Genomic DNA, 19550 nt, shown 5'->3' with positions numbered 1-19550 from the left:
ACCGTTCTCAGAAAAGCAAGCGGCGCATCCAATCGAGCGAGCTGTCGGATGCAGAGAGAATCGAGCCCCCGAGTTTCCGGGCCCATGCGGTTTCACCGCCGCCTTCGAGGCGCCAGGTGTGGAGGCGCCGGGTGTAAAGCTGCAGGTCGTAATCGGCGCTGATCCCGATCGCGCCGTGAACCGCGTGCGCCGCATTGGCGATCTGCGGCGCGTAGATCGCGGCCACTACCTTCGCCAGCGCCGCCTTTTCGGCGGTCGGCCAATCGCCACTGGATGCAAGGTCAAGGGACATGCGCACCGCGACGACATACTCCGCCATGACGGCGAGTTGCTGCTGAACTGCCTGTTGGCGTCCGATCGGTTTGCCGAACTGCACGCGCTGGTTCGCGTGATCCACGGTCATCGAAAGCACGCGGTCCGCCGCTCCCGAAATGGCCGCAGCCAACAATAGCGGCTTTGCGAGGTCAGCGTCTTGTTCGGAACGGTCGATCATGGTCTCGCCGATTGCGAGCGGCGCGGCGCGATAACCCAGCGCACGCCAAAGCGTTACGACATCGCCGATTGGCAGACCGTCTTCCGAAGCCAGCGCTTCGAGGAAACCCGACTTCTCGACTTCCGCTCGTTCATCGGACCAGTCAGCTCCAGCGTCGATGGCTCGAACGCGTCCGGGCGGGAACAGCGTATCGAGCATCGCTTCGAACGGGGCGAGGTATTCGCTCATCGCAGGCCCATGCCCCGTGCGATGATTCCGCGAAGTATCTCGCGCGTTCCCCCTCGCAGCGAAAAACTGGGCGCGACGAGCGTGAGGTATCGAAGCGCAGCAACGATCTCCGGATCGGGGTTCTCTTGCGGGTGCGCAGCCAGATCGTCTGCGATCGCGAGGGGAAGTTCTTGCTCGAAGGAGGTGCCAAGATCCTTGACCAGCGATGCCTCGACGACCGGACTTTCGCCAGCCGCCAACCGACCGGTGCAGGCAAGCGACATGGCGCGCAAAGTAGCGAGGCGGGCAATCAAGCCGCCAACGATTGCTGCGGTTCGATCGTCAGCGCGGCCCACCTTTCTCAGGTGCTCGATCCAAGCGTCGAGCACGACGTGGCTGGAATAGATTCGCTCCGGTCCGCTGCGCTCGAACGCAAGTTCGGCGGTCACTTGCGCCCAGCCTTGTCCCTCCTCGCCGATCAGCGCATCGGGGGGCAGATCGACATCGTCGAAGAAAACCTCGTTGAAATGCGAGTCTCCCGCGAGGTCCTCGATCGGACGGATGGATACGCCGGGTCTGTCGAGCGGCACGATCAATTGCGACAGCCCCGCATGACGGCCCTCGGGACCGCCGGACGTCCGCACGAGCGCGATCATGTAATCGACGTGTTGCGCGCCGGTGGTCCACAATTTCTGGCCGTTGAGGCGCCAGCCCTCGCCCGTTCGCTCCGCCCTGCTACGGACCGCCGCCAGGTCGGAACCCGCGCCGGGTTCGCTCATCCCGATACAGAACAGCGCCTCGCCCCGGCAGATGCGCGGCAGGTATTCGCGCCGCTGCGCTTCGGTGCCGTAGTTGTAAATCAGCGGCGCGCTTTGGCGGTCGGCGATCCAGTGCGCTCCAACCGGCGCGCCGGCCGCGAGAAGTTCTTCGACGACCACGAAGCGCGCGAAAGGCCCGCGCCCCGCTCCCCCGTATTCCGTGGGGAGCGTCAGGCCGAGCAGTCCGGCTTCGCCCAACTTGCGGCTGAACGCCGGATCGAAGCCCATCCATGAGCGCGCGCGGCGATCAAGCGGCATGCCGGCGACCGCTTCCATCGCCAAGGTACGCACCTTTGGACGCAGCGCCTCGTCTTCGGGCGGGATGGTGGCAAGGGACAGGGTATCGAACACGCGCACTCTGTTTGGGGCAGACCGAGGCGCGCTGCAATCCCGCGCATTGCGGCTATAAAGCGTGCTGACTAAGGCAGATGCATGAACGACTTCCTGACAATCGAGCGCGACGGTGCCGTCCTGACCGTGACAATGAATCGCCCGGACGATCGCAACGCCATTACCGATCCCGAACAGAGCGCCGAGTTCGTCGCCCTCGCCGAAAGCCTCGCCCGCGACCGGACTGTGCGCGCAATGGTGCTAACCGGCGCAGGAAAGTCGTTCTGTGCAGGCGGCAACGTCAAGTCGATGCGCGAGAAGACGGGCCTGTTCGCGGGTTCGCCGTTCGACCAGCGCACCCATTACCGCACGACGGTGCAAACGATCGGCAAGGCGCTGTGGGAACTCGAGGTTCCGGTTGTCGCCGCGATCAACGGCCATGCGATCGGTCTCGGACTCGATATCACGCTGATGTGCGACGTCCGGGTGATGGCCGACGACGCGCTGGTCGCCGAAAGCTATGTCAAGCTCGGCATCATTCCGGGCGGTGGCGGGGCGTGGCTGCTCCCCCGGGTCGTAGGACTGTCAAATGCGAGCCGCATGACGCTGACGGGCGAGACGATCGATGCCGCCACCGCTTTGCGCTACGGGCTTGCCAGCGAGGTCGTGCCTACAGTCGAGGTGCTGCCGCGCGCGCAGGAGATCGCACGGGCCATCGCGGCCAATCCGGGACACGCAACACGGATGGCGAAGCGTTTGATGCGCGAAGGGATGGATCAGAAGCTGCCGAACCATCTGGAAATGGCCGCAGCCTATCAGGCGCTTTCGCATCATACCGAAGACCACGAGGAGGCGATCGACGCTTTCCTCGGCAAGCGCGCGCCAGAGTTCCGAGACCGGTGAGGGTTTCGGAATGACCGGCGCGCTGGATGGCATCCGCGTTCTCGACCTGTCGCGCGTTTTGGCGGGCCCGTGGAGCACGCAGGTCCTGGGCGATCTGGGTGCCGATGTAATCAAGGTCGAGCAGCCCGGCGCGGGGGACGATACCCGCGCGTGGGGGCCGCCCTTTCTGTCGGGATCGCAGGACTCCGCCTACTATTCCTGCGCCAACCGCAACAAGCGGTCGATCGCGATAGACATCGCTTCTACCGAAGGCGCGGACCTCATTCGCCGGCTAGCTGCCCAAAGCGATGTGGTGGTGGAAAATTTCCGCGTTGGCGGCCTCGCGAAGTACGGTCTCGATTACGACGACCTGCGGACGATCAAGCCGGACATCGTCTGGTGTTCGATCACCGGGTTCGGCCAGACCGGACCTGAGAAAGACCGCGGCGGATACGATTTCCTCATCCAGGGCATGAGCGGTCTGATGAGCGTGACCGGGGATGCCGACGGGCCGCCCACCAAGGTCGGCGTACCGATCAGCGATCTCACCACCGGGCTCTACGCCGCGATTTCCATCCTCGCCGCGCTGCGCCACCGCGACCGGACCGGCGAAGGGCAACGGATCGATCTCGCCCTGCTCGACGCGCAGGTCGCCTTGATGAGCAACCAGGCAGCGAACTGGCTCAACGGCGGGCCGGAGCCGAGGCGACTCGGTAACCAGCATCCCAACATCGTGCCGTACCAGGTCTTCGCCTGCGCCGACGGCGACATCCTGATCGCGACGGCCAACGACCGGCAGTACCGCAAGCTGTGCCGCGTTCTGGGCCGGGACGAACTCTCCGAAGATCCGCGGTTTGCCGCGATGAGTGCGCGGGGGGCGAACCGCGCGGCTCTGCTGGCGGAGATCGAACCGATTATCGCCGGTTGGTCGTCCGACGATCTCGTGACTGCGCTCAACGATGCAGGCGTGCCGAGCGGACGGGTCAACACGGTGCCCGAGGCGCTCGATCATCCGCAAGTTCGGGCACGCGAACTGGTCGGCCAACTCGAGCGGCAAGATGGTAACGAAGTTCGCTTCGTCGGGTTTCCCGCCAAGCTATCCGCTTCGCCCGCATCGTATCGCGCTGCCCCGCCCCGCGCAGGAGAGGATGGAGCAGAAGTCCTCGGCGAAATCCTCGACCTCGAACACGACGAGATCGTCCGGCTTCGAGGGCTTGGGATCGTGGGCTAGGAGCCTGCTTCTTCGTCGGGAATGAAGATCGCGCGGTCCATCAGGTCCGGCCTGATCGGGATCGCCCGTTTGCGCTCGCGCTGCGGGCTGACGAAGCGATCCGAATAGCGATAGCCGATCATGGCGTCGGGCTGCGGACGTTCCTCGATCTCGAATTCCATCGGGCGACTCCTCTCACCGCCCCAACGGTCCTGCTCTGTGCTCCGTTCCCCGATTTTGCGACGAATTGCAGCGACTTGCGACGAACGGCCCGCCCTCAAATGTGCAGCGCGCGACCGTAAGCTGCGAGGACGCTCTCGTGCATCATCTCGCTGAGCGTGGGGTGCGGGAACACCGTGTTCATCAGCTCGGCTTCGGTCGTTTCCAGCGTCTTGCCGACCACATAACCCTGGATCAGTTCGGTCACCTCCGCGCCGATCATGTGCGCGCCTAGCAGTTCGCCGGTCTTCGCGTCGAACACGGTCTTCACGAAGCCTTCCGCCTCGCCCAGCGCGATGGCCTTGCCGTTGCCGATGAAGGGAAAAGTCCCCGCCTTCACCGCGAAGCCGGCTTCCTTCGCCTTCGCCTCGGTCAGACCCACGCTAGCGATTTGCGGATGGCAATAAGTGCAGCCGGGGATGTTGTTGCGGTCGAGGGGGTGCGGATGCACGTCCTTGTTGCCCAGTTCCTCCGCAATCGCCTCGGCGGCGGTGACGCCCTCGTGACTCGCCTTGTGCGCCAGCCATGGGCCAGGGGTGCAATCGCCGATGGCCCACAGTCCCTTCGACTTCGTGCGGCCGTAGGGGTCGATCTGAATGAAGCCGCGATCCATTTCAGCCAGCTTTTCGAGCCCGATGTTTTCGGTGTTCGGCACGATGCCGACCGCGACGATCACGTGGCTGAACTCGGTCTCGGTGACCTTGCCGTCCTTCGCCTTGATCTTCGCCTTTACGCCATTCGCGCCGACCTTCAGGTCCTCGACGCCCGCACCGGTCATGATCGTCATGCCCTGCTTGGTGAGCGCCTTTTCGAGAAAGGCGGAAACGTCCGCGTCCTCAACCGGGACGATCCGATCGAGCATCTCGACGACGGTCACATCGCTGCCCATGTCGTTGTAGAAGCTGGCGAACTCGATCCCGATCGCGCCGCTGCCGATGACCAGCAGCTTGCTCGGCATCTCCGTGGGCGTCATCGCGTGGCGATAGGTCCACACGCGCTTGCCGTCGGCCTTCGCGAACGGCAATTCGCGCGCCCGCGCGCCGGTGGCGACGATCACGTGCTTGGCGGAGAGCTTTTCCTCTCCCTTCTCGCCCTTCAGCGTGAGCGAAGTCGGGCCGGTCAGCACGCCCTCACCCATGTGCACCGCGATCTTGTTTTTCTTCATCAGGTGCGTGACACCCTGATTGAGCTGCTTGGCCACCCCTCGGCTGCGCTTCACCACCGCGTCGAGGTCCGCCTCGATCGCTCCGGCGACCTTCAGGCCATAGTCCTTGGCGTGATCCATGTAGTGCTTGATCTCGGCCGAGCGCAGCAGCGCCTTGGTCGGGATGCAGCCCCAGTTGAGGCAGATGCCGCCGAGCAGCTCGCGCTCTACGATCGCGGTCTTGAGGCCGAGCTGCGCGCAGCGGATCGCCGCGACATAGCCGCCCGGCCCGCTTCCGAGCACGATGACGTCGTATTGGGTGTCAGCCATGGGAAACCTGTCTCTGAATATGCCCCCCGTCACAGCGATCGGGGGTGTTTTTCGATAACGTCCGGAAGCAGTTCCACCCTCGGTGAAACGCCCCGGAACGGGTGTCTCGATTGTCACCTTCCGCTTGGCGCGAATGGAAGGCCAGGCGTTCGCAAGCGGTCGGATAGGAATGTCCGGATCGGGCGTACTTACGAAGTGGCATGGCACAACCGGGGAGGAGTAGGAAAACGCTCATCCGTCGTTCGCCAAAAGAGCGGCCTCATTCACCGCGCGCGGGCGGTTGTCGTCGTCGAGCAGCACGAACTTGAACGTACCGCTGCAGACCTTGGTGGTCGCCTCGCCGTTGCGCTCGCGGGCGATACCCTCTGCGGCAATGGTGAGCGAGGTGGTGCCGGTGGCGGCGATTTCGCAATAGACGCTGAGCTCGTCCCCCACAGCCATTGCGCCGGGAAAGGCGAAATCGGTCGCCGATACCACCACCGCCCTGCCCCGCCCCACCCGGCTCGCCAGTGCCCCCGCGCCGAGCGCCATCTGGCTCATCAGCCACCCGCCGAACACCCCGCCGTAGGGATTGGTGTCCGCCGGCATCGCGGTGACGCGGATGAGGGGGTCGTTACTCACAGTATCAATCTCGAATTTTCATCGATCAAATGCGGATCGGTACCCGGCTTATCGCAAAGGTCGCGGCAAAATCGAAAAAAGGCGTCCGGCTGCTCGGCAGCTCTCGGAAGCAAGCGAAGAAGGCTTGCCCAAAGATCCCCGACGGTCACCCAGTTCGGAGCGTCATCGTAGGGCACCGGGATGCCGAACCGCGCAAATGCCTTCTCTACCGCGTCGATCTCGTCGCCATCGCCGCCAAGGCCCACAGATTCTAACATTCGCTCAAGCCACCAGCCCCAGCGGCGCCTCCACCAGCGCCTTGAACACCTGCATCAGCTCGGCCCCGTCGGCGCCGTCGATGGCGCGGTGGTCGAAGCTGCCGGTGGCGCTCATCACGGTGGCGATCTGCAGGCTGTCGTCGACGACGTAGGGGCGCTTCTCGCCCGCGCCGACCGCCAGGATCATCGCCTGCGGCGGGTTGATCACCGCGTCGAACTGCTTGATCCCGTACATGCCGAGATTGCTGAGCGACGCAGTGCCGCCCTGGTATTCATGCGGCTGCAGCTTGCCCTCGCGCGCCTTGCCGGCGAGCGCCTTCATCTCGGCCGCGATCGCGCTGACCGACTTCGATCCGGCATCGACGATGATCGGGGTGATGAGGCCGCTGGGCGCGGCGACCGCCACGGAAATGTCCGCGCGGCTGAATGTCCGCAGCACGTCGCCGCCGTAGCTGACGTTGCACTTGGGCACCTGCAGCAGCGCCTTGGCGAGCGCCTTGATCAATAGGTCGTTGACCGACAGCTTGACGCCCTGCGCCTCCAGCGCGGCGTTGAGTTCGCCGCGCAGCTTGAGCAGCTTGTCGAGCTGGACATCGACGGTGAGGTAGATGTGCGGGATCGTCTGTTTCGCCTCGGTGAGGCGGCGCGCGATGACCTTGCGGACGTTGCCGAGCTTCTCGTCGGTATGCGGTATGCCGAAGTCGGGTAGCGCAGCGGGCGTCGCCGCGGTCGGTGCGGGTGCCGCGCGTCCTTCGGAGGGCGCAGTACCGGCGGCGACGGAGCCGGGCTGCGCGTTTTCGACGTCGGCCTTGACGATGCGGCCGTTTGGCCCGCTGCCGGTTAAGCCGGCAAGGTCGATTCCCTTCTGTTCGGCGATCCGCTTGGCGAGGGGTGAGGCGATTACGCGGTCGCCCTTCCCGCCCAAGTCCGCTCGTGCTGAGCTTGTCGAAGCACCTTTCGCAATCGTCGCCTGTTGGCCTTCGACAGGCTCAGGCTGAGCGGGCGGAGGTGTTGGCGTCGATGTCGAAGTCGGAGTCGGAGCCGGAGCTGGCGCGCTCGCCGCAGCGCTCGCATCCTCGCCCTCGCCCGCGAGCATCGCGATGACGGTGCCCACCTTCACGCCCTCGGTCCCCTCGGCCACCTCGATCTTCGCGATGGTGCCTTCGTCGACCGCCTCGAACTCCATCGTCGCCTTGTCGGTCTCGATCTCGGCCATCACGTCGCCGGCGGAGACTGTGTCGCCTTCCTTGACCAGCCAGCGGGCGAGCGTGCCCTCCTCCATCGTCGGCGAGAGAGCGGGCATCTTGATCGGGGTCGGCATGGCGATCCTTCGTCCGGGGGAGTTGAAGCGACGCTTTGGCAAAGCCGTAGCGTCCGGGCAAGCGGCTTGCCCTGAATACGTTTTCCGCCGATACCGTGCGCCTCGCAGGGGGTGGGATCGATGCGTGTCTATCTGGTGATCATGGACGAGACGGACGAGGCCCTGCGCGCGCTGCGTTTCGCCTCGCGCCGCGCGATGAAGACCGGTGGATCGGTGCATATTCTGGCGCTCGTCCAGCGCGAGAACTTCAACGCCTTTGGCGCGATCCAGGCGACGATCGAACAGGAAGCCCGCGACCGCGCTGAAATGGTCGCCAGCAGCGCGGCCGGTTCGCTGTTCGCCGAAAGCGGCAAGATGCCGGTGATCTCTGTCCGCACGGGCGATGCGCAGGGCGTGATCAAGGAATATCTTGCCGAACATCCCGAAGTCGCCGCGCTGGTGCTCGGCGCCGCAGTCGAAGGCGGGCCCGGGCCGCTGGTGACGCACTTCTCGAGCCACGCGGGCCACCTCGCGTGCCCGCTGTTCATCGTACCCGGCGGACTGACCGACGAGGACATCGATCGGCTCAGTTAGTCGGGACCTACCTCCGAAGCGCTATTTGCTCTTTCCGCGACCTTGGTGGCGAATATTGGCGGGCCGGCCCCGCTGGCCTTGCGGATGCCTCGGTTTGGGCTTTGTCTTTTCCTTGGGAGCGGGGCGGTTACCGCGCGGCTCGATGCGTCCTTGCTGGTCGGGCAACTCGAACTTGAGCGCGCCGGTCAGCGGGTTGGCCTCGGCCAGCCGCAATTCCAGCTTCTCGCCGGGCGCGTAGACCGTGCCGCTGCTTTCGCCGACCAGTCGCTGCGCCGCTTCGTCGTACTTGAAATACTCGCGGCCCAGGGTCGAAACCGGGATCAGCCCATCGCCGCCCAGTCCGACGATCGTGGCGAAGAAGCCGAAGCTCTGCACCCCGGTAATGCGGGTCGGGAACACCTCGCCAACCCGCCCCGACAGCCATGCCGCGACATAGCGCTCGATGGTCTCGCGCTCGGCCTCCATCGCGCGGCGCTCGGCCTTGCTGATCGCGTCGGACACCTTCGACAGGTCCGCTCGGTCGCGCTCGGACAGACCGCTGGCTTCGGGCAGGCCGTTCTTCGGCGCGGGTTGTTCCAGCTTGTAGGCATCGACGAGCGCGCGGTGGACCAGCAGGTCGGCATAGCGCCGGATCGGCGAGGTGAAGTGCGCGTAGGACGCCAGCGCCAACCCGAAGTGCCCGGCGTTCGACGGTCCGTAATAAGCCTGCGTCTGGCTCCGCAGCACGGCTTCCATGACCTGCGCCTTTTCGGTTTCGTCCGCGATATCCTTGAGCATCCGGTTGAACAGGCCCGGGGTTACGACCTGGCCGAGCGCGAGGCTGTGGCCGAAGGTCTTCATGTAGTCGCGCAGGGTCACGAGCTTCTCGCGGCCCGGCGCCTCGTGAACCCGGTACACGACCGGGGCGGTCTTGGCTTCCAGCGCCTTGGCCGCCGCGACGTTGGCCGCGATCATGAAGTCCTCGACCACGCGATGCGCGTCGAGCCGCTCGCGGACGCGGATCTCGGAAATCTTGCCCTCGTCATCGAGCCGGACCTGCCGTTCGGGCAGCTCCAGCTCGAGCGGGTCCCGCTCGGCGCGCGCGGCGGCAAGCAGTTTCCACGCATCCCACAGGTGGCGCAGGTGTTCGGGCGCGTCGCCGCCGTCGATCGCGGCCTGCGCGTCCTCGTAGGCGATGTTGTGCGCGATGCGGACGAGCGCGCGGGTAAAGCGCCACTTGGTGACCTTGCCGTCCGGGGAAATGCGCAGGTGGCACGCCATCGCGGCTCGATCCTCGCCCTCTTTGAGGCTGCAGACGTCGGCGCTCAGCACCTCTGGCAACATCGGCACGACGCGATCGGGGAAGTAGACCGAGTTGCCGCGCTTGCGCGCCTCGCGGTCGAGTTCGCTGCCCGGACGGACGTAGAAACTGACGTCGGCAATCGCGACCAGCGCACGGAAGCCGCCCTCGCCGTCGGGTTCGGCCCAGATCGCATCGTCGTGATCGCGCGCGTCGGCGGGGTCAATCGCGACGATCGGCAGCGCGCGCAGGTCTTCTCGGTGGTCAGGCGACAGCGGCAAGGCGGCGGCGCGGGTCGCCTCGGCGATGGTTTCTTCGGTGAAGACGTTGGGGATGCCGTGCTTGGCGATGGCGATGAGGCTGAACGCCTTGGGCGCGAGCGGGTCGCCAATCACCTCGACCACCTTGACGCCCGAGCGCGGCGACTTGCCCGCCGGCTCCGCCAGCACGAGCTGGCCTTCCACCGCGCCGCCGAGATCGGCGATCGGGGCGGAGGTGCGAACCCGCTTGTCGACCGGCGCGAGCCAGCCCTTGCCCGACGCGTCGAGTTCGACGACGCCCATCAGACCGTCGGTGCGGGCGGGGAGCTTCTTCATCGGATGTGCGCGCCACCCGCGACCCGTTTCTTCTGTCCGAGCCAGGATGCGATCGCCGACCTTGAGCGCAGGTATTTTCGTGTTCCCTTTCCCCTTGTTGCCCTCGATCACGCGCAGCCGCGGGGGCGGCGCGCCGTCGTCGGGCGTCCACGCGTCGGGGATCGCGTAGGGTTCGCCGTCCTCGATCTCGGCGATGCGCAGGACGGTGACCTTGGGCACGCCACCCATCCGATGATACGCGGTCTTCTTCCCGTCGATGAGGCCTTCCTCGGCCATGTCCTTTAGCAGCGCCTTGAGCGCGATCTTCTCCTGCCCTTTCAGACCGAAGGCCTTGGCGATCTCGCGCTTGCCAGCGATCGTCTCGCTGGACTGGAGGAATTCGAGGATCTGGGCCCGGCTGGGCATTCCGGGCTTTTGTCTATTCGGCATGGAGCCGCATATGGGGACGGGCCTAGGGCTTGTCACCTTCCGGCTTGGGAAGGGGCACGAAGGCCCCGCCCGGCACCGCGCTCGCCACCGGGCTGCAGACGCCGCCGGCGGCGCACGCCTGCACGCCGAAAATCCAGTCGTCGCCGCGTAGAGGCACGACGAATTCGTGGACGCGCTGCTCGATCGGCGTCTGCGGCAATGCTGGCGATGGCGTTTCGTAGCTCACGATACCCACATCGCGCGACCAATACGGTTCGTCCGTCCGACGGCCCACTATCGAATACGTTCGAGCGCCCTGAACGCCGTTCCATCGGATAAGGGTGTCGTTGCGCACGGCAGCCTCTGCTTTGGGAGCAGGCGACATAGGCGCGCGCGCCAGGGACCCGGCGGTCGCCACGTTGAGCTGCGTCACGCGGGCGAGGTAGGCGAAATCCATCTCGTCCACGGTATCGCCAAAGACCTTGCCGCCTTCGGTTCGCAGATCCTGGTGCTGGTGGTCGTAGTCCTCCACCGCGACCGAGAAACGGATCGCCGGATAGCCTTTCTCGAGGAAGGGGATCTGGTCCCCGCCACGCCCCATCCGGTCGGTCCGCCATATCTGGCGCACTGCCAGCCCGCCTTCGCGCTTGCCAGCAAGATCGGCGACGAAGCGCGACAGGTTGCGGCCAGGACTGTCATTCTCTCCCCCGTCGCGGCGCTGGGCGGCGCGCACGGCATCGCTGAGGTCGGCGCGCGGCCCTTCGGAGAAAACGCGCACATGATCGGGGTCGCAATATCCGTCAGACCCGCAAGAATTGCCGACGATATCGTTGTTGAGCACGGCCTTGACGGTCCAACCCTGTTCGGCCGCATAATCCGCCATCAGGCGTCCGCCGTAGAGCCCCTGCTCCTCGCCCGAGAGCAGCGCATAGACGATCGTAGTAGGGAACTTCTGCTTCGACAACACGCGCGCCGCCTCGATCGCGAGCGCGGCACCAGATGCATCGTCGTTCGCGCCGGGCGCGTCGCTCGTGAAATCCATCACGTCGCTGACGCGGCTGTCGATATGGCCCTGGATGATGACGACTTCGTTCGGCCGTTCCGTGCCGCGCTGGATCGCGACCGCATTGCGCAGGCGAACCGGCGCCGGGATGCGATTGCCCTCGATCATGCGCTCGGGCAGCACGACCTCGAGGCAGTTACCGCAATCGGCCGAGATCGCGCGGAAGGTAGCCGCGCCCCAGTCGACCGCCGCGCCGATTCCGCGTGTGGGATTGTCCTGCTCCGATAGCGTGTGGCGTGTGCCAAAGGCGACCAACCGCTCCACGTCCGCCTTCAGCCGCGCCTCCGAAACACCGCCCGACGGATCGTCGGCGGCCACGAGGGGAGCGGCGGCGAGCAGGCCCGCGAGGGCAAGAAAACGTGAGCGCATAGGGTCTTGTCCAACAGCCCCACAGGCTTGGCAAGATGCTTGGCGTGCCTGACCCGATTAGTATGCCTTGGCCACCAGCACGCGCTCGACGGCCGGCTCGCCGGTGAAGACGCAGCTTCCATCGACTGGAGCTGCGCCAATGGGGACGTTGCGGAGCGTCAGCTTCAGTGCCTTGAGCTTTTCGGTCACCGCATCCAGCGCCGTGCCGGTAGGCTTCGACCACTGGACTTCCAACCATCCGGGGTTCTTCACGCCTTCGCCGAAATGGCTCTCGATGCCCGCAAAATCGGTGATCCCGCGCAAAATGCGCCCGTCGCGCACCTTGGCAGCGTCCGCCAGCAAGCTCGCCTGCATCGCTTCGAGCATGGCGGGGATGCCAGTCGCTGCCTCGTCGAGCGTCGGAGTGGCGAACGCAGGCTTGCCGTTGTTCGCCCACAACGCATCGCGACGCAGCAGACTGACCTTGCCCTCGGCCATGTCGCGTCCGCCGACCTCGACGATGATCGGGGCGCCCTTGCGGACCCAGTCCCAGCGCTTGGCGGCAGCCTTGCCCGGCTTGGCATCGAGAAGCACGCGCAATCGTTCTCCCAGCGCATTCGCGTCGGCGAGCTTGGCACGCAGGCTCTCGCAGTACTCGATCAGGGCAGCGTCGCCGTCATCCTCGCGCAGCATGGGAACGATGACGACCTGCCACGGCGCGATCCGCGGCGGGACCTTCAGTCCGTCGTCGTCGCCGTGGACCATGATGACCCCGCCGATCATGCGGGTGGACACGCCCCAGCTGGTCGTATGTGCCAATTGCTGGCCGCCTTCCCGATCCTGGAAGCGGATGCCGGATGCCTGGGCGAAATTGGTGCCGAGGTAATGGCTTGTGCCGGCTTGCAACGCCTTGCCGTCCTGCATCATCGCCTCGATGGACCAGGTTTCGACCGCTCCGGGGAAGCGCTCGTTCTCGGGCTTTTCGCCCGCGATCACGGGCAACGCGAGGTCTTCTTCGGCGCAGGCCCGATAGACCTCGAGCATACGGAGCGTGTGCTCCTTCGCCTCGGCGGCGGTTTCGTGCGCCGTATGGCCTTCCTGCCAGAGGAATTCGCTCGTCCGCAGGAACATGCGCGTACGCATTTCCCAGCGCATCACGTTGGCCCACTGGTTGAGCTTGAGCGGCAGGTCGCGCCAGGATTGCACCCAGCGCGCCATTGCATCGCCGATGATCGTTTCAGACGTGGGGCGGATGACGAGAGGCTCTTCCAGCTTCGCCTCGGGATCGGGCATGAGGCCGCCCTTGCCGTCCGCGATCAGGCGGTGGTGCGTGACGACCGCCATTTCCTTGGCGAAGCCTTCGACGTGCTGGGCCTCGCGCTCGAAGTTCTTGAGCGGAATCAGCAGCGGGAAATAGGCGTTGTCGTGACCGGTCGCCTTTATCCGGTCGTCGAGCAGGCGCTGGATACGCTCCCAGATGCCATAGCCCCACGGCTTGATGACCATGCAGCCGCGCACGCCCGATTCTTCGGCCATGTCGGCAGCGGACACCACCTCCTGGTACCACTGCGCGAAGTCGTCGGCGCGCTTGACCGAAAGGGCGTGGCGGATCTGGGACACGAGGAAAATCTCTCTGCTGGAAATGTCGGCGCGCCCTAGCGACACGCCGCGGGTGCGAACAGGCCTAGTGGCCCAGTTCGTCGAGCTTCTTTTGCATCGCCGCCATCTGCGCACGCAGTTCGGCAATCTCGTCGGTCTTGGCCGGTGGTGGCGCCGCCGGGGTCGCGGGCTTTGCTGCTCCGCGCTTGGGCATGAGCGCATCGGTTGCCGCGCGCATCATCGCCATATTGGTTTCGGCGATCTTGCCCAGCGGCGTGCCGCCCGCGCGCGCCATGAATGCTTCGTGCAGCTTGTTCTGGTTGGCGCGGAAATTGTCCATCATCGCATCGAGATAGCTCGGCACCATCGACTGCATCGAATTGCCGTACATCGAGATGAGCTGGCGCAGGAACCCGATCGGCAGCATCTGTTCGCCGCCGCTCGATTCCTCTTCCATGATGATCTGGGTCAGGATCGTGTGCGTGATGTCGTCGCCGGTCTTGGCGTCGAGCACCTTGAAGTCGACGTTTTCGCGGGTCATCTTCGCGAGATCGTCGAGCGTGATGTAGCTCGACGTGCCGGTGTTGTAGAGCCGCCGGTTCGCGTATTTCTTGATCACGATCACGCCGTCGGCGCTCGTTTCGCGCTTGGCCATCTGGTCGACCCTTCCTTGGTTGCAAGCACGACTTAGCATGTGCAGCATTTGCAGTGCAACATTGCTGCACCCGTTGTGCGCAGCATCAGGAGGAGCGCAGGCGGCGGCCCAGCGTGGTCAGCAACTCGTATTGCGAAAGTCCGGATCGGGCCGCTTCGACGGGCAGGTCGAAAGGGACGTCGACCCAGTCGCCCTCGCCCACCTTCGGTGCAAAGGAGAGGTCGATGACGACCATGTCCATCGAAACCTTGCCAAGAAGCACGAGTGGTTCGCCTTGGTACTTCAGCGCATTGCCCGGCCCGCGCGCGCGCAGGAAACCGTCAGCGTAGCCGAGGGAGACGACACCCACCCGCATCGAACGCAGCGCGACGAATGCCGCGTTGTAGCCGACACCTTCACCGGCAGCGACCTCGCGCACCTGCAGCACCGCAGCCTTGGGAAATGCGACTTGCCGGATTGCGCCGGCGAACTCGGCGCGCGGCACCCCGCCGTAGAGCGAGATGCCGGGGCGCGTCACGTCGAACGCGAACGACGCGCCGAGTCCGATACCCGCACTGTTGGCAAGGCTGCGACGCCTGGCTGGCAGCGACGCGCAAACCTGCGCGAACCGCTCCGCCTGCAGGGTGTTAAGCGTCGAGTCTTCGTCGGCGGATGCGAGGTGCGACATCAGCGTGTCGATTTCCAGGCCCGACAGCGACGGATCGCCGAGCGAACTCAGCGGTACGCCCAACCGGTTGATCCCCGTATCGACCATCAGGTCGCACAGGCCGCCACCGCTCGCCTGCCAGCGTGCGACCTGTGCCAGGCTGTTGAGCACTGGCCTGACTCCGGAAGCTCGTGCGAAGGCGCAGTCCGCGTCGGTCAGCGGGCCATGCAAGACAGCAACCTGCGAGGACGCGACTTCGGCGGTCACTGCGGGCACCTCGCTCCAGTGCGCGACGTAGAAATCGCGCGCACCCGCTCCGGCGAGAACCGACGCGACGCGGCCTGCGCCCAAGCCATACCCGTCCGCCTTGACCGCGGCACCTGCGGCTGCCGAGCCCGACATGCGGTCGAGCGTTCGCCAGTTCGCCGCCAGCGCCTCGGCATCGAAATCGAGCCGCAGGCTTGGCGGCGGAAGCTCGGTCATGGCGTCGAGGGGGATACCGGAGGCGCGTCGTCGGACGGGGTGAAGTCGCGCGGAGGTCCGCCGTGAATGCCCCACCACGCCACCACCAGGCCGAAGGCGACGATACCCCACGTGTACCACAGGCCGGAGTAAGGATCGCCGGTGGTCGCGACGATGTAGCCCGCGATCAGCGGCAGGAACCCGCCCAGGTACCCCGCCCCGATATGATAGGGAATCGACATCGAGCTGTAGCGAATCTGCGGTGGGAACATTTCCGCCAGCAGCGCGGCAACAGAGCCGTACGTCAGCGCGGACAGTATCCCGCACCCCAGCAGCAGCGCGACAATACCGACGAGATTGGCGAACGGCGGGCGCTGGATGCTGAAGTCGTAACCGGCCGCTTCAAGCCAGGTCTGCACGGCCACCTTGCGATCCGCATCGGCCATTCCCTCGTAGTCGTGAGACCGATTACCGATCGCCAGCCCCGTAGCGGAAGAGCCGCCGTCCGCTATCTCGTACGATATCCCGAACGACGTGAGGTCCCCCAGAAGACGACCGCATTCGCTTTTCTGCTGGCTGGCGAACGGGTCGTAAGTGCAATCGGTGCCGTTCACGACGACCGGCGCTTCGCGCGCGCTTTGCGCGAGTCCCGGGTTGGCGAGCGCCCCGATGCCCCAGAATATCGGGAACAGCAGCGCCAGAGTCGCCACCGCGCCGACCACGATCGGGAGCTTGCGACCCACGCGGTCGGACCATTTGCCGACGAGGACGTAGAACACCATAGCCAGCCCGCCCGCGATCAACATGACCATCTCTACCAACGCCGGGTCCATTTTCATCGGGCCGCGCAGGAAGCTCATCCCGCTGAAGAATGCGGTGTACCAGATGGTCGTCAGGATGCCGGTGATCCCGAACAGCGCCACGAAAATGCGCTTCTTGTTGCCGGGATAGGTGAAGCTTTCGACGAACGGATTGCCGGCCATTTCGCCGGATTCCTTCATCGCCTTGAACACCGGGCTTTCCGAAAGCTTCAGGCGCATCCAAAGCGAAATGCCGAGTAGGATCAGGCTCAGCAGGAAGGGTATCCGCCAGCCCCATTCATTGAAGGCGTCTTCCGGTATCAACGCCCGGCAGGCGAGCACGACGACAATCGACAGCACGAAACCGCCGACCACGCTTGCCTGGATGAAGCTGGTATAGAAGCCGCGCTTCTCGGGCGGGGCGTGTTCGGCGACGTAAATGGCTGCGCCGCCGTATTCGCCGCCGAGGGCAAGGCCCTGCAGGATGCGAAGGAATATCACGATGGCGGGCGCAGCAAGGCCGATCGTCGCGGCGCTCGGGATCAGGCCTACGCCTGCGGTCGCCACCCCCATGAGGGTAACGGTGACGAGGAAAGTGTACTTTCGCCCGAGCTTGTCGCCCAGAAATCCGAACAGGATCGCGCCCAGCGGCCTGAAGCCGAAACCAACCGCGAAACCGGCCCAGACCAGCAGCAACTGCAGCGTTTCGTTATCGGCGGGGAAAAACGCCTTGCCGATAATCGCGGCGAGCGTGCCGTAGATGAAGAAATCGTACCATTCGAAAACCGTACCCGCGCTCGATGCGGCGATGACGAGACGGACTTCCTTCGCGCTCGGCTGGTGAAGCGGCGCGTCTGATGCGGCGATTTCGCTCATGGCGGTGGCAGGTCCCCTTCGATCCTCAGGTTCGCCTCTAGCCGCGCGCCTCCGCCTTGGAAAGCGCGTCCAGCGCAGCATCCCACGCCAGCAGAATCGCTCCATGTCGCGCAGGGTAGGCACGCGCGGATTCGAGCGCCTCTAGCCCGGGCCAATCGGGAGGGGTCTCGCCGGAAACGAGCCAGGACTGGATTTCATCGCGAGCAACAGCAATTTCGCCGGAATTTCGGCCGATTGCGCTCTTCGCGAACAGTGCTGTTGCCGCCTGCCCCACGGCACAGGCCGCGACCCGGACGCCCAGATCCTCGATCTGCCCCCCGTTGTTCACGCGGCACGAAAGCCGCACCGTGCTGCCGCACGTGCGCGACCGTGCCTCGCCGCTCAGCGGCATGGCGAGATCGAAAGGGATTCGTCCCAACGAAACCGCCATCGAGAGAAGTTCGGGAGTGTAGAGAACTGCACCGCCACGGGGATCGGCGGCCCGTTCGGTCATCGATCGATCGCGGAAACTCGGCCAGCCTCGCGCTCACGTGCCGCATCGCGATCCCGAATGAGTTCGACCAAGGCGTCGGCACTTGCGTTGACTATCGCATAAGTACGCGCCTGCTTGATCCAGTCCGGCCGTCCAGCGATTCCCCACGCCGCATCGTAGCCCAGCACCAGCAGCGCAAAGGCACAGGTCACCACGATGGCGCCCTTGATCGCGCCGAATCCGAAGCCGAGTACGCGGTCGATCGGGCCGAGCAGCGAGGTGCGCGTGCTTTCGCCCATCCGGCCCGAGATGAGTTTCATGCCCGCATAGGGGATGAGCAGGAGCATGGCGAAGGCGGTCGTGGCCGCGACAGTGGAATTGCCGACCTTGGGCAGGAACCACTCGTACAGCGGCGTATGCAACGTATAGATTGCGCACAGAGCCAGGGCCCATGCCAGGAGCGACAGGATTTCCTGCACGAAACCGCGCAAGAAGCCGCCTATCGCCGCCACTCCGACGACCAGCAGAACTATTAAGTCAAAACCCGTCATTGCGATCGCGGCGATCCCTATGCCGTTGCCATTACCCGGTCAACGAGATTGGCCAGTCGGCTTAGGCCGCGATAGTTAAGTCCGGATGAATTCGCATCGGCCTCGGTCGGACCGTGACCGATGCCGAAACCCAGCTTTGCAGCCTCGCGAAGGCGCAGTCCGGAGTGGGAGACCGGCCGGATTTCTCCTGCCAGAGACACCTCGCCGAACCAGACCGCGTGCGTCGGCAAGGGCTTGTCCGCCAGCGCGGATACCAGCGCGGCTGCCACGGCCACGTCGGCTGCAGGATCGGACAGGCGGTAGCCTCCGGCAACGTTGAGATAGACCTCTGCCGACGAAAAATTCAGGCCGCAGCGCGATTCGAGCACCGCCAGCAACATGGCGAGCCGTCCGCTGTCCCAACCGACAACCGCTCTGCGCGGGGTCGCGCCCGATTGCAGTCTTACGATAAGCGCCTGAATCTCAACCAGAACCGGGCGGGTGCCTTCGAGTGCAGGAAACACCGCGCTACCCGCCAGCGGTTCCTCGCGGCCCGACAGGAACAGCAGCGAAGGATTTCCGACCTCCTCCAGTCCCGCGCCGGCCATCGCGAACACGCCGATCTCGTCGACGGCGCCGAAGCGATTCTTCAATGCGCGCAGGATCCGGTATTGGTGGCTACGCTCGCCTTCGAAACTCATGACCACGTCGACCATGTGTTCCAGTACGCGCGGGCCCGCGATGCTGCCGTCCTTGGTGACATGGCCGACCAAAACGAGCGCGACGCCGTTCTCCTTGGCATAGCGGATCAATTCGAACGCACAGCCGCGCACTTGGCTGACCGTGCCCGGCGCGCCCTCGATCGTGTCGGAGTGCATCGTCTGGATCGAATCGACGATAAGCAGCGACGGAGGGTCCATCGTGCCCAGCGTCGTGAGCAGGTCGCGAACGCTCGTCGCGCTCGCCAGCTTGATCGGCGCGTCTGCCAGGCCCAGCCGGCCCGCGCGCATCCGCACCTGTCCCGCCGCCTCTTCCCCGCTAAGATATACGACCGACAGGCCGCGCTTCGCGACCGCGCCGGCGCTTTGCAGCAGCAAGGTGGACTTGCCGATGCCCGGTTCGCCGCCCATCAGGATCGCCGATCCCGGCACCAGTCCCCCGCCCAGCGCTCGGTCGAACTCCGCCAAACCGGTAGGGAGGCGCACAAGCGGCTCGCTCGGCGCATCGAGCGCCTCGAACGCGATCGCCCTGCCTCCGCTGGAAAGATCGTGCTTCATCGAGAACACGGTCGCCGGCGCATCCTCGACCAGCGTGTTCCACTCCGAGCAATCGGGACACTGGCCCTGCCAGCGCGTGCTGACCGAGCCGCAATTCTGGCATACGTAGCGGCGCTTGGTCTTGGCCATGCGGC

Annotated in this window: 19 protein-coding genes; 3 read left to right on the top strand and 16 right to left on the bottom strand. The window is 65.3% G+C overall.

Annotation, left to right across the window (positions count from 1 at the left end):
• Nucleotides 1-7: 7 nt before the first annotated feature.
• Entirely contained in the window at nucleotides 8-721 is a 714-nt protein-coding gene (locus AR323_RS13215; RefSeq protein ID WP_057884442.1) for an acyl-CoA dehydrogenase family protein, read from the bottom strand.
• Nucleotides 718-1869: an acyl-CoA dehydrogenase family protein gene (locus AR323_RS13210; protein WP_057884441.1), complete on the bottom strand. Its 1152-nt coding sequence runs from the start codon at nucleotides 1867-1869 to the stop codon at nucleotides 718-720. Before AR323_RS13210 ends, AR323_RS13215 begins: the two co-directional genes overlap by 4 nt.
• 81 nt (nucleotides 1870-1950) lie before the next feature.
• On the opposite strand from AR323_RS13210, the gene AR323_RS13205 reads away from it, so the two are divergent.
• Both AR323_RS13205 and AR323_RS13200 read left to right on the top strand, forming a co-directional pair.
• Nucleotides 1951-2751, top strand: a complete 801-nt coding sequence (locus AR323_RS13205; protein ID WP_057884440.1) for a crotonase/enoyl-CoA hydratase family protein — start codon at nucleotides 1951-1953, stop codon at nucleotides 2749-2751.
• A 10-nt stretch (nucleotides 2752-2761) separates the two neighbouring features.
• Entirely contained in the window at nucleotides 2762-3961 is a 1200-nt protein-coding gene (locus tag AR323_RS13200; protein ID WP_057884439.1) for a CaiB/BaiF CoA transferase family protein, read from the top strand.
• Here AR323_RS13200 and AR323_RS14880 read toward each other — a convergent pair.
• The 5 genes from AR323_RS14880 to AR323_RS13180 all read right to left on the bottom strand — a co-directional run bounded on the left by AR323_RS14880 (nucleotide 3958) and on the right by AR323_RS13180 (nucleotide 7832).
• Entirely contained in the window at nucleotides 3958-4122 is a 165-nt protein-coding gene (locus AR323_RS14880) for a hypothetical protein (protein WP_161808762.1), read from the bottom strand. The genes AR323_RS13200 and AR323_RS14880 overlap by 4 nt on opposite strands.
• Before the next feature lie 95 nt (nucleotides 4123-4217).
• Entirely contained in the window at nucleotides 4218-5633 is a 1416-nt protein-coding gene (gene lpdA / locus AR323_RS13195; RefSeq protein WP_057884438.1) for a dihydrolipoyl dehydrogenase, read from the bottom strand.
• A gap of 231 nt (nucleotides 5634-5864) precedes the next feature.
• A complete protein-coding gene (locus AR323_RS13190) occupies nucleotides 5865-6221 on the bottom strand; it encodes an acyl-CoA thioesterase (protein ID WP_057884474.1) in 357 nt (118 codons plus the stop codon).
• Between the two features lie 29 nt (nucleotides 6222-6250).
• The gene (locus AR323_RS13185; RefSeq protein WP_161808761.1) at nucleotides 6251-6511 is read right to left on the bottom strand and encodes a hypothetical protein; all 261 of its coding nucleotides are present in this window, start codon (nucleotides 6509-6511) and stop codon (nucleotides 6251-6253) included.
• Nucleotides 6512-6515: 4 nt separating this feature from the next.
• Complete coding sequence (locus tag AR323_RS13180; protein WP_057884436.1) at nucleotides 6516-7832, bottom strand: pyruvate dehydrogenase complex dihydrolipoamide acetyltransferase; 1317 nt, start codon at nucleotides 7830-7832, stop codon at nucleotides 6516-6518.
• A gap of 120 nt (nucleotides 7833-7952) precedes the next feature.
• On the opposite strand from AR323_RS13180, the gene AR323_RS13175 reads away from it, so the two are divergent.
• Nucleotides 7953-8405, top strand: a complete 453-nt coding sequence (locus AR323_RS13175; protein ID WP_057884435.1) for a universal stress protein — start codon at nucleotides 7953-7955, stop codon at nucleotides 8403-8405.
• Between the two features lie 21 nt (nucleotides 8406-8426).
• Here AR323_RS13175 and AR323_RS13170 read toward each other — a convergent pair whose 3' ends face one another.
• The 9 genes from AR323_RS13170 to radA form a co-directional block, all read right to left on the bottom strand.
• Nucleotides 8427-10685, bottom strand: a complete 2259-nt coding sequence (locus tag AR323_RS13170; RefSeq protein WP_407701078.1) for a ribonuclease R family protein — start codon at nucleotides 10683-10685, stop codon at nucleotides 8427-8429.
• A 46-nt stretch (nucleotides 10686-10731) separates the two neighbouring features.
• Entirely contained in the window at nucleotides 10732-12120 is a 1389-nt protein-coding gene (locus AR323_RS13165; protein WP_057884433.1) for a M20/M25/M40 family metallo-hydrolase, read from the bottom strand.
• A 57-nt stretch (nucleotides 12121-12177) separates the two neighbouring features.
• Nucleotides 12178-13719, bottom strand: coding sequence for a proline--tRNA ligase (proS, locus tag AR323_RS13160; protein ID WP_200956716.1), 1542 nt, complete (start codon nucleotides 13717-13719; stop codon nucleotides 12178-12180).
• A 64-nt stretch (nucleotides 13720-13783) separates the two neighbouring features.
• On the bottom strand, nucleotides 13784-14353 hold the full coding sequence (gene phaR / locus AR323_RS13155) for a polyhydroxyalkanoate synthesis repressor PhaR (RefSeq protein ID WP_057884432.1): 570 nt from the start codon (nucleotides 14351-14353) through the stop codon (nucleotides 13784-13786).
• An 85-nt stretch (nucleotides 14354-14438) separates the two neighbouring features.
• The gene (alr, locus tag AR323_RS13150; protein ID WP_057884431.1) at nucleotides 14439-15482 is read right to left on the bottom strand and encodes an alanine racemase; all 1044 of its coding nucleotides are present in this window, start codon (nucleotides 15480-15482) and stop codon (nucleotides 14439-14441) included.
• Entirely contained in the window at nucleotides 15479-17137 is a 1659-nt protein-coding gene (locus AR323_RS13145) for an MFS transporter (protein ID WP_057884430.1), read from the bottom strand. Before AR323_RS13145 ends, alr begins: the two co-directional genes overlap by 4 nt.
• 37 nt (nucleotides 17138-17174) lie before the next feature.
• The gene (locus AR323_RS13140) at nucleotides 17175-17630 is read right to left on the bottom strand and encodes an iron-sulfur cluster assembly scaffold protein (RefSeq protein ID WP_057884429.1); all 456 of its coding nucleotides are present in this window, start codon (nucleotides 17628-17630) and stop codon (nucleotides 17175-17177) included.
• The gene (locus tag AR323_RS13135) at nucleotides 17627-18160 is read right to left on the bottom strand and encodes a CvpA family protein (protein ID WP_057884428.1); all 534 of its coding nucleotides are present in this window, start codon (nucleotides 18158-18160) and stop codon (nucleotides 17627-17629) included. Before AR323_RS13135 ends, AR323_RS13140 begins: the two co-directional genes overlap by 4 nt.
• A 17-nt stretch (nucleotides 18161-18177) precedes the next feature.
• On the bottom strand, nucleotides 18178-19545 hold the full coding sequence (gene radA, locus AR323_RS13130) for a DNA repair protein RadA (RefSeq protein WP_057884427.1): 1368 nt from the start codon (nucleotides 19543-19545) through the stop codon (nucleotides 18178-18180).
• Nucleotides 19546-19550 lie beyond the last annotated feature (5 nt).

Origin of the sequence: Tsuneonella troitsensis (assembly GCF_001441535.1) — a bacterium.
GTDB classification, from domain to species: domain Bacteria; phylum Pseudomonadota; class Alphaproteobacteria; order Sphingomonadales; family Sphingomonadaceae; genus Tsuneonella; species Tsuneonella troitsensis.
Note: the sequence above shows the minus strand (reverse complement) of the source record. Positions and strands in the feature narration are given on the sequence as shown.

Coding starts and splice junctions, on each gene's coding strand:
- AR323_RS13215 (WP_057884442.1), bottom strand. CDS start 721: ATGAGCGAATACCTCGCCCCGTTCGAAGCGATGCTCGATACGCTGTTC.
- AR323_RS13205 (WP_057884440.1), top strand. CDS start 1,951: ATGAACGACTTCCTGACAATCGAGCGCGACGGTGCCGTCCTGACCGTG.
- AR323_RS13200 (WP_057884439.1), top strand. CDS start 2,762: ATGACCGGCGCGCTGGATGGCATCCGCGTTCTCGACCTGTCGCGCGTT.
- AR323_RS14880 (WP_161808762.1), bottom strand. CDS start 4,122: ATGGAATTCGAGATCGAGGAACGTCCGCAGCCCGACGCCATGATCGGC.
- lpdA (WP_057884438.1), bottom strand. CDS start 5,633: ATGGCTGACACCCAATACGACGTCATCGTGCTCGGAAGCGGGCCGGGC.
- AR323_RS13190 (WP_057884474.1), bottom strand. CDS start 6,221: ATGCCGGCGGACACCAATCCCTACGGCGGGGTGTTCGGCGGGTGGCTG.
- AR323_RS13185 (WP_161808761.1), bottom strand. CDS start 6,511: ATGTTAGAATCTGTGGGCCTTGGCGGCGATGGCGACGAGATCGACGCG.
- AR323_RS13180 (WP_057884436.1), bottom strand. CDS start 7,832: ATGCCGACCCCGATCAAGATGCCCGCTCTCTCGCCGACGATGGAGGAG.
- AR323_RS13175 (WP_057884435.1), top strand. CDS start 7,953: ATGCGTGTCTATCTGGTGATCATGGACGAGACGGACGAGGCCCTGCGC.
- AR323_RS13170 (WP_407701078.1), bottom strand. CDS start 10,685: ATGCCCAGCCGGGCCCAGATCCTCGAATTCCTCCAGTCCAGCGAGACG.
- AR323_RS13165 (WP_057884433.1), bottom strand. CDS start 12,120: ATGCGCTCACGTTTTCTTGCCCTCGCGGGCCTGCTCGCCGCCGCTCCC.
- phaR (WP_057884432.1), bottom strand. CDS start 14,353: ATGGCCAAGCGCGAAACGAGCGCCGACGGCGTGATCGTGATCAAGAAA.
- alr (WP_057884431.1), bottom strand. CDS start 15,482: ATGACCGAGCTTCCGCCGCCAAGCCTGCGGCTCGATTTCGATGCCGAG.
- AR323_RS13145 (WP_057884430.1), bottom strand. CDS start 17,137: ATGAGCGAAATCGCCGCATCAGACGCGCCGCTTCACCAGCCGAGCGCG.
- AR323_RS13140 (WP_057884429.1), bottom strand. CDS start 17,630: ATGACCGAACGGGCCGCCGATCCCCGTGGCGGTGCAGTTCTCTACACT.
- AR323_RS13135 (WP_057884428.1), bottom strand. CDS start 18,160: ATGACGGGTTTTGACTTAATAGTTCTGCTGGTCGTCGGAGTGGCGGCG.
- radA (WP_057884427.1), bottom strand. CDS start 19,545: ATGGCCAAGACCAAGCGCCGCTACGTATGCCAGAATTGCGGCTCGGTC.